Source organism: Nonomuraea sp. NPDC003201 (assembly GCF_053590415.1).
Genome location: NZ_JBSFTC010000409.1, coordinates 1 through 7,924, shown reverse-complemented (window position 1 = coordinate 7,924; position 7,924 = coordinate 1). Strand labels below are relative to the sequence as shown.

Genomic DNA, 7,924 nt, shown 5'->3' with positions numbered 1-7,924 from the left:
GCCCCGGCGGGCCGTGGGGCGGCCAGCGGGGCTGGGGCGGCCGGGGCCGCAAGGCCAAGCGGGGCGACGTACGCGCCGCGATCCTGGCCCTGCTCTTGGAGGAGCCGCGCAACGGCTACCAGATCATCCAGGAGATCGCCGAGCGCAGCGAGGGCGGCTGGAAGCCCAGCCCCGGCGCCGTCTACCCGGCGCTGCAGCAGCTCACCGACGAGGGCCTGGTGATCTCGGAGGAGAGCGAGGGCCGCAAGACCTTCCGCCTCACCGAGGCGGGGCGCAACTACATCGAGTCGCACGCGGACGAGGTCCGGGCCCCGTGGGACGAGATGCGCCCCGACATCGACGACAACACCGCCGATCTCTGGCACATCGCCCGGCAGTCGGCCTTCGCCATGATGCAGGTTTTGCAGACCGGGAACGACGCACAAATCCGAGAAGCGCGTAAGACTCTTATAGAGACCCGGCGCAAGCTCTACCAGATCCTGGCGGACGACGAACCGGGCGAGGAGTGAGCGCGAGCTTCCGGAAGGATTCGGGATCAGGTATGGACTCGCACGACCTTCGCATCGGCGACGCCGAGCGTGAGCAGACGATGGCCGTCCTGCGCGAGCACTTCGCGCAGGGCCGCCTGACCCACGAGGAGCTCGACGAGCGACTCGACCAGGCGCTGGCCTCGAAGACGGCCCGTGACCTGTCGAAGGTGACGGCCGACCTGCCGGGGCCGCAGCCCGCGCCCGGCTACCGCGAGCCCGCACCCCACTACGACCCCCACTACGACCCCCACCACGACCCCCGCCATGACCCCCACTACGACATGGACGGCTGGCGGGAGGCGATGTCGGCGCACCGCCGGCAGATGCAGTCCATGCACCAGTCCCACCATGACATGCGCCACTCCATGCACCAGGCCCGCCGGGAGATGCGCCGTCAGTGGCGCGAGCAGGGCGGCAACCACCCGTGGCGGCGCCATCGCGGGCCGCACCCGTTCATGGGCGTGCTGTTCGTGTTCCTGCTGCTGGGGCTGATCTTCGGCGGGTTCGGGATCTTCAAGGTGCTCTTCGTGGTGTGGCTGGGAGCCATGGTGTTCAGCCTCATCCACCGGCGCTTCCACTCCCGGCGCTGACGGTCCGCCCGGATCGTTTTGGGCCTTGACCCTGTCAGGGGCTCATTTCATGATCAGGGCGGATCTTCAGAGTCGAAGGGACGCCGCATGACCCAGCAGGGCGCTCCGGCCCGCCGCACGAACCCGTTCGCCGCCGTCGCCCCGGCCGACGGCCTCGCCCTGGACGTGCCGGAGTACCAAACCGGTTTCGACCGCGACCACGCGATCTGCCCCGAGCCGATGTGGAAGCTGGAGCGCGCCCAGCACTTCTACGAGCCGGACGTGGCGAGCTGGCGGGCCATGATGGACGGCGACTGGGAGCGTTCGCTGGCCCTGACCGCGCACATGGCGGCGACCGTGGCCGACTATTTCCGGCACCGCGTCCCGGTCAAGCGGGTGCGGGTCGTCGAATTCCCGATCACCTCGTACCTGCAGTGGGAGATGCACATCCTGGCCTTACGCGCCAGGGCCGGCTCCCCGTGCCGGGTGGTGCCGGCCGAGCGGGTGGCGGGGCTCGACCCGATGCCGGAGCTGGTGATCTTCTCTCCGTCCCTGATGTACGAAGTGCTGTACGACCGGTACGGCGGGGGCATGGGCGGGCGGCGGATCACCGACCCCGCGGTCGTGGGGCCGTGCCTGCGGACGGTCCAGGAGCTGTTCGCCGAGGGGGAGAACGTGCTCGACTTCCACGAGCGGGAGATCGTGCCGCTGCCGCCGCCGCAGGTCACCGACGAGATGCGGGCCGCGCTGCCCGCCTACGCGCACCGTACCGAGGAGTTCCGGGTCTGAGCGCCCCCTTCACCTTTCTCAGCAGGCACATTTCTCAGCAGGCCGGGAGCCGGGCGCACGCCACGAGGTGGCCGGGTTCGGCCTCCAGCAGCGCTCCCGTGCCGCCGCGCTCGTGGTAGAGGCAGGTTTCCACGGGCGTGGCGTCGTCCCAGGCCTGGTGCAGGCGCGGCACGGCGGACAGCAGTTCGCGGGTGTACGGGTGCAGCGGATCGCCGAAGACCTTGTCCGTCGGCCCCATCTCGACCACGCTCCCCTGGCGCAGCACCACCGTGCGCTCGGCGAGGTAGTTGCCGAGCGAGAGGTCGTGCGTGATGTAGAGCACGCCGAGGCCCCGGGTCTTCAGCTCGGCGAGCAGGTTGAGCACGTCGATGCGGGTGGAGGCGTCCAGCATGCTGGTGATCTCGTCGGCCACCAGCAGCTTGATGTCGAGCAGCAGCGCGCGGGCGATGAGCAGGCGCTGGAGCTGGCCGCCGCTGAGCTGGTGCGGATACTTGCCGAGCACCTGGTCGGGGTTGAGCCGCACGTCGCGCAGGCACGCCGCGACCCGTCCGGCCCACTCGGCCGCCGGGACGGACGGGTGGTACGCCTCCTTGACCAGGTCGAACACCCGGTCGGCCTTGAACACCGGGTTGAACGAGCTGAACGGGTCCTGGAAGATGCCCTGGATGTGGCGGTAGTACTCCTTGCCGCCGCGCACGGGCCGCCCGTCGAAGGTGATCGTGCCGCTGGTGACCGGGTTCAGGCCGAGGATCATCCGGCCGATCGTGCTCTTGCCGCTGCCACTCTCCCCGATGAGGGAGACGACCTCGCCGGGCACGACCTCGAAGCTCACGTTCCGTACGGCCGCGACGCTCTTGCCGCCGAACGCGCCGATCCTGAATTCCTTGGTGACGTCGTCGAGTTTCAGCATCAGGCCTTCCAGCAGGCGACGTGATGGTCGGAGGCGAGCTCGACCACGGGCGGTTCCTCGGCGCACTCGTCCCCCGCGATCGGGCAGCGGTCGCGGAAGCGGCAGCCTGCGGGCGGGTCCAGCAGCGACGGCGGGCTGCCGGCGATGCCCTCCAGCCTGCGGTCGGCGTAGCGGACGCCGACCTCGGGCAGGGAGTCGAGCAGCAGCTTCGTGTACGGGTGGCGGGGCGCCTTGACGATCACGTCGGCGGGCGCCTTCTCGGCGAGCCTGCCCGCGTACATGACCATGATCGTGTCGGCGATGTGGTGGGTGAGCGCGATGTCGTGGGTGACGAAGATCATGCTCTTGACGTAGCCGCTCTCGCGGAAGCCGAGCAGCGCGCGGGCGACGGCCTTCTGGGTGGAGACGTCGAGCGCGGAGGTGACCTCGTCGGCGATCAGCAGGGACGGGTCGAGCAGCGTCGAGATGACCATCACCATGCGCTGCTTCATGCCGCCGGACAGCTCGATCGGGTAACGGTCGAGCACCTCGCGGGGCAGGCCGACCTGGTCCATCCGGCGTTCCAGCTCGGCCGCGTCCACCTCCGCGCCCCTCGACCTGAGCAGCTCGCCGACCATCCTGCGGATCCTGCGGGTGGGGTTGAGCGCGCTCATGGCGTACTGCGGGATGAGGGAGACCTCCTTGAAGCGGAAGTCGTTCATCCCGCGGTCGTCGGCGATGGGCAACTCCCGGCCGTCGAGCACGACCCGGCCGCCGACGTGGCGCATGCGGCCGTCCATGCGGATGAGGCTCTTGCCCAGCGTGCTCTTGCCGCAGCCGGACTCGCCGACCAGGCCGAGGATCTCGCCGTCCGACAGCTCGAAGGACATGCCGTCGAGGGCGCGGACCTCGCCCCTGAGCGTGCGGTAGTGCACCCTCAGCTCGCTGACCTGCAGGCTCATGTCTCCCTCAGTTTCGGGTTGAAGACCTCGTCGAGGCCGACGTTGGCCACGTACAGGGCGCCCACGATGGCGGTGATGGCCGCGCCCGGCGGCACGAACCACCACCACATGCCGAGCTGGAGCGCGCTCCACTGGTTGGCGTTCTGCAGCATCAGGCCGAGCGAGACCCCCTCGGTCGGGCCGAGGCCGATGAAGTCGAGCGAGGAGGCGATGAGGATCGAGCCGCCGAACAGCAGGATGAACGTCATGAACAGGTAGGAGCTCATGTTCGGCGCGATCTCCCTGGTGATGATCTTCCAGGTGCTCGCGCCGCTCATCCTGGCCAGGTCCACGAACTCCCTCGTACGCAGGGAGAACGTCTGCGCCCTGATCGCCCGCGCCGCCCACGGCCACTGCGTCAGGCCGATGAACAGGCCCTGCACGGCCACGCTCCTGATCCCCAGGTACGCGTTGATGATCAGCAGCACGGCCAGGGTCGGGATGACGAGGATGACGTTGGTCAGCATGTTGAGCACCTCGTCGACGATCCCGCCGCGGTAGCCGGCCACGAACCCGACGAGCATGCCGATGGCCGCCGCGATGCCGCCGCCGACCACTCCCACGGCGAAGGTGCTGCGCAGGCCGTGCACGAACTGCAGGAAGATGTCCTGGCCGAACGTGGTGGTGCCGAGCCAGTGCCCGGCCGAGGGCGGGCTCATGGGCTGGGGGCCGTACTCGTTGGGCGTGCCGCCGGTCAGCACCGGCCCGATCAGGCCGAGCAGGAGCAGCACCAGCACGAGGCCGAAGCCGAACATCAGCTTGCCGTTGCGCACCGCGAAGTAGAGCGCCTCGCGCCGGACTCCGGCCCGCTCGCGCGGGGCGACTTCCTGAAGTGCCGTCATGCCCGCGCACCCGCCATTCCCGCCCTCGTACGCGGATCGACCACGACGTAGACGATGTCGATGATGAAGTTGGCGATCAGCACGCCGAGCACGATGAACAGGAACGTGCCCTGGAGCAGGAAGAAGTCCTTGTTCTTGATGGCGTTGAGGATCAGGCTGCCCAGGCCCGGGTAGGCGAAGACGATCTCGGTGACCAGGGCTCCGGCCACGATCACGCCGAGTTGCAGGGCCAGGCCGGTGATCTGGGGCAGGACGGCGTTGCGGAAGGCGTACCTGCGGATGAGCCTGGCCGGCGCGCCGAGCGCGGCCAGGTAGTTGGAGTAGTCGGACTCCAGCTCATAGATGATCATGTTGCGCATGCCGATGGCCCAGCCGCCCAGCGCCACCAGGAACAGCGACAGGAACGGCAGCGTCCAGTGGTGCAGCAGGTCGAGCAGGAACGCCCACGACCAGTTGGGCCGCATCGAGAAGCTGTAGCCGCCGGCCACCGGGAACAGTCCGGCGATCACGCCGAGCGCCCAGGCCAGGAGCACGGCCAGCCACATGTACGGCATCGCGGTCAGGACGTACCCGACCGGGAGCACGGTGTTGTCGAGCAGCTTGCGCCGGGCCGCGTACGCGCCGAACCAGTTGCCCACCACCCAGCTCAGCAGCACCGACGGGACGATCAGCGCCAGCGTGTACGGCACCGCGCTCATGATCACGGAGCTGACGGGGGAAGGGAACAGCCAGATGCTGATCCCGAAGTCGCCCCTGAACAGCGCGGCCCAGAAGTTGAGGTACTGCGCGATCAACGGCTGGTCGAAGCCGAAGAGGTTGCTGTAGTAGACCCGCATCGCCTCCGCGGCGGCGGGCTGGGTGACGTTGGCCCTGGCCACCATGCTCGCCACCGGGTCGCCGGGCATGAAACGCGGGATCAGCCAGTTGACGGTGACGGCGACGAAGAAGGTCAGCCCGTATATGAGCAGTTTTCTGCCGAAATATCGACGCACGTGATGCTTTCTCCGTGAGAGCCGTGAAAGTCCCCCGCTCCTGCGGGAGCGGGGGACGATGGGTCAGGAGCCGGAGGGCTGGAGCTGCGTGAGGGTCTCGAAACCACCCAGTTCGAGCCAGTTGTGCCACATCACGGCCGGGGTCTTGGGCGTGCTGCCCGCCGCGGCCGGCCAGTTCTTCCAGACCTGGTTGCTCGACTGCGCCCAGAGGCCGTTGTACCAGAGCGGGATCACCGGCAGGTCGTCCAGGTGGATCTGCTGGAGCTGGGAGATGATCTTCTTCATGCCCTCGACGTCGTCGGTCTTGACCTGGTCGAGCTGCTTGGTCAGGTCCCAGGCCCGCTTGTTCTCGTAGCGGGCGAAGTTGACGGTGTTCTGCTGTTTCTGGATCGGGAGCTGGAAGAGGTACTCGTAGTAGGTGTACGGCGAGTTGGACAGCTGCCGCTCGTTGTTGATCAGCAGGTCGAAATCGCCCTTGGCGCGCTTCTCCACCAGGGCGTTGAAGTCGGGGAAGTCCGGGGTGATCTGGATCCCGGCGGTCTTGGCGCTGGCGGCGATGGACCTGGCCGACTCCATCCAGTCCGTCCAGCCGGACGGCACGATGATGGTCAGGCTGATCTTGGAGCCGTCCTTGTTCTCGACGTACCCGTCACCGTCGGCGTCCTTGTAACCGGCGTCGGCCAGCGCCTTCTTCGCCTTGGCCGCGTCGAAGGCGAACCCGGACTTGGCCACCACGTTCTGGTCGACGTACTGCTCCCACTGCGGCAGCAGGCCGGTCGGGCTGGCGGCCTTGACGAGGTTGCCGTACACGCCTTCGACGATCTTCTTGACGTCGATCGAGGCGGCGAGCGCCTTGCGGAAGGCGGGGTCGTCCATCGGCTTCTTGGTGGTGTTGGGCACCAGCCACGCGGTGTTGGCCGACAACATGTACGGCGGCTCGCTGTAGTAGGTCGTCAGGCCGAAGTTGCCCTTCACCAGGTTGGCCACGCCGGGCAGGAAGTTGTTGCTCAGGTCCATGCCCTTCTGCAGCAGCAGGCCCATCGCGACCTCGTTGCTCGGGGTGGCGATGTCGACGATGTAGCGCGGCTTGGGCTCCATGTTCAGCGCGGTCTTGCCCCACCAGTCGTCGCGCCGCTGCAGCACGACGCGGTCCTGGTCCTTGGCCATGAACGTGTAGGCGCCCGTGCCCACCGGGTTCTCGTTGATCCCGTCGAGCACGTCCTTCTCCGAGCGGCCCTTCCAGATGTGCTCGGGGACGATCGACCGGCTGTACAGGTTGAAGTCCCACTGCTGGTAGTTGGCCGTGGAGAAGCTGAACTTGACCGTCTGGTCGTCGACGGCCTCGACGCTCTTCAGCCAGGTCCACAGGTTGTGGTACGGGATCGTCTCCATCTTGCCGAGCTCGAAGGAGTACGCCACGTCCTTGGCCGTCAGAGGCCGGCCGTCGGCCCACTTGACGCCCTGGCGGAGCTTGACCTGGTACGTCTTGTCGTCGGCCCACGAGCCGCTCTCGGCCAGCCAGGGGGTCAGCTTGCCGGCGGTCGCGTCGTAGTGGAACAGCGTCTCGTACACCAGGCCCTTGGTGCCCGTGGCGTGGTCCCATTCCCTGATGGGGTTGAAGTTGACGGGCGGCCCCCACTGGGTGCCGGTCGTGTAGAGGGTCTCGTTGCGCGGCAGCGAGTCGGGGTTGGCGCTGGCCACCGCACCCTGGCTCTGCGGCTGGGAGGCCGGTGGGGTCGGCGTGGCTCCGCCGCCGGTGCAGGCCGCGGCGAGCAGGCCCGCCGCCACGAGCGGAATCATGATCCGAGCCCGGTTTCGCATCGCTTCTCTCCTTCCTCCGCGCGAGGCGCGAAGGTTCGCACGTCTTCCATCGACCCCCGATGGGCCGGCTTGCTCTCGAACGGGCGGCGGGAGCTCCCACCTGGGAGCGCTCCCAGGAAGAACGCAGAACGCGCTCCCGCCCTGGAGACCGGTGAGCGATTCACTGAGGAGTAGTCACAGGCCGCGAGGGCCTGCTGAACCGGATAAGTACCGCGAACGTAAGTTCACGATGTCCGTGCCGTCAATACCCGTGACGTTTTCGAGACGCGCCCCGCAAACGCTCTCACGGGTTGACCTCGACCGCGATTGAGGTTGCACGGTGGAGCGCATGAACAGCTTCACGATCGGCGTCATCCTGCCGGGGGTCTCCGTGCAGCGGCGCGACGGCATCGACCTATGATCGGCTTGATCTCATACCAGGACTGCAGCAGCAGGCGATGAAACTCGGCCCGGCCCGCCTCGGTGATCTCATAGACCACCTTGCCGCCCTT

At 67.9% G+C, this 7,924-nt stretch carries 8 protein-coding genes; 3 read left to right on the top strand and 5 right to left on the bottom strand.

Annotation, left to right across the window (positions count from 1 at the left end; all coding sequences use genetic code 11):
* The 3 genes from ACWDX9_RS55960 to ACWDX9_RS55950 all read left to right on the top strand — a co-directional run.
* Positions 1–509: PadR family transcriptional regulator (locus tag ACWDX9_RS55960; RefSeq protein ID WP_449970952.1), on the top strand; the 509-nt coding region annotated here is incomplete at its 5' end.
* Positions 510–541: 32 nt separating this feature from the next.
* Entirely contained in the window at positions 542–1,120 is a 579-nt protein-coding gene (locus tag ACWDX9_RS55955; RefSeq protein ID WP_449970950.1) for a DUF1707 SHOCT-like domain-containing protein, read from the top strand.
* A gap of 87 nt (positions 1,121–1,207) precedes the next feature.
* Entirely contained in the window at positions 1,208–1,888 is a 681-nt protein-coding gene (locus ACWDX9_RS55950) for a DUF6879 family protein (RefSeq protein WP_350722821.1), read from the top strand.
* Positions 1,889–1,922: 34 nt separating this feature from the next.
* Here ACWDX9_RS55950 and ACWDX9_RS55945 read toward each other — a convergent pair whose 3' ends face one another.
* From ACWDX9_RS55945 to ACWDX9_RS55925, 5 genes are all read right to left on the bottom strand, one after another.
* A complete protein-coding gene (locus ACWDX9_RS55945) occupies positions 1,923–2,798 on the bottom strand; it encodes an ABC transporter ATP-binding protein (RefSeq protein WP_449970947.1) in 876 nt (291 codons plus the stop codon).
* Entirely contained in the window at positions 2,798–3,739 is a 942-nt protein-coding gene (locus ACWDX9_RS55940) for an ABC transporter ATP-binding protein (protein ID WP_449970945.1), read from the bottom strand. Before ACWDX9_RS55940 ends, ACWDX9_RS55945 begins: the two co-directional genes overlap by 1 nt.
* Positions 3,736–4,620, bottom strand: coding sequence for an ABC transporter permease (locus ACWDX9_RS55935; RefSeq protein ID WP_364239619.1), 885 nt, complete (start codon positions 4,618–4,620; stop codon positions 3,736–3,738). The genes ACWDX9_RS55940 and ACWDX9_RS55935 overlap by 4 nt, the downstream gene beginning before the upstream one ends.
* Positions 4,617–5,612 carry an ABC transporter permease gene (locus ACWDX9_RS55930; protein ID WP_449970943.1) on the bottom strand — a complete coding sequence of 332 codons (996 nt, stop codon included), beginning with the start codon at positions 5,610–5,612 and terminating at the stop codon, positions 4,617–4,619. The genes ACWDX9_RS55935 and ACWDX9_RS55930 overlap by 4 nt, the downstream gene beginning before the upstream one ends.
* A 63-nt stretch (positions 5,613–5,675) precedes the next feature.
* The gene (locus ACWDX9_RS55925; RefSeq protein ID WP_449970941.1) at positions 5,676–7,433 is read right to left on the bottom strand and encodes an ABC transporter substrate-binding protein; all 1,758 of its coding nucleotides are present in this window, start codon (positions 7,431–7,433) and stop codon (positions 5,676–5,678) included.
* Between the last annotated feature and the right edge of the window lie 491 nt (positions 7,434–7,924).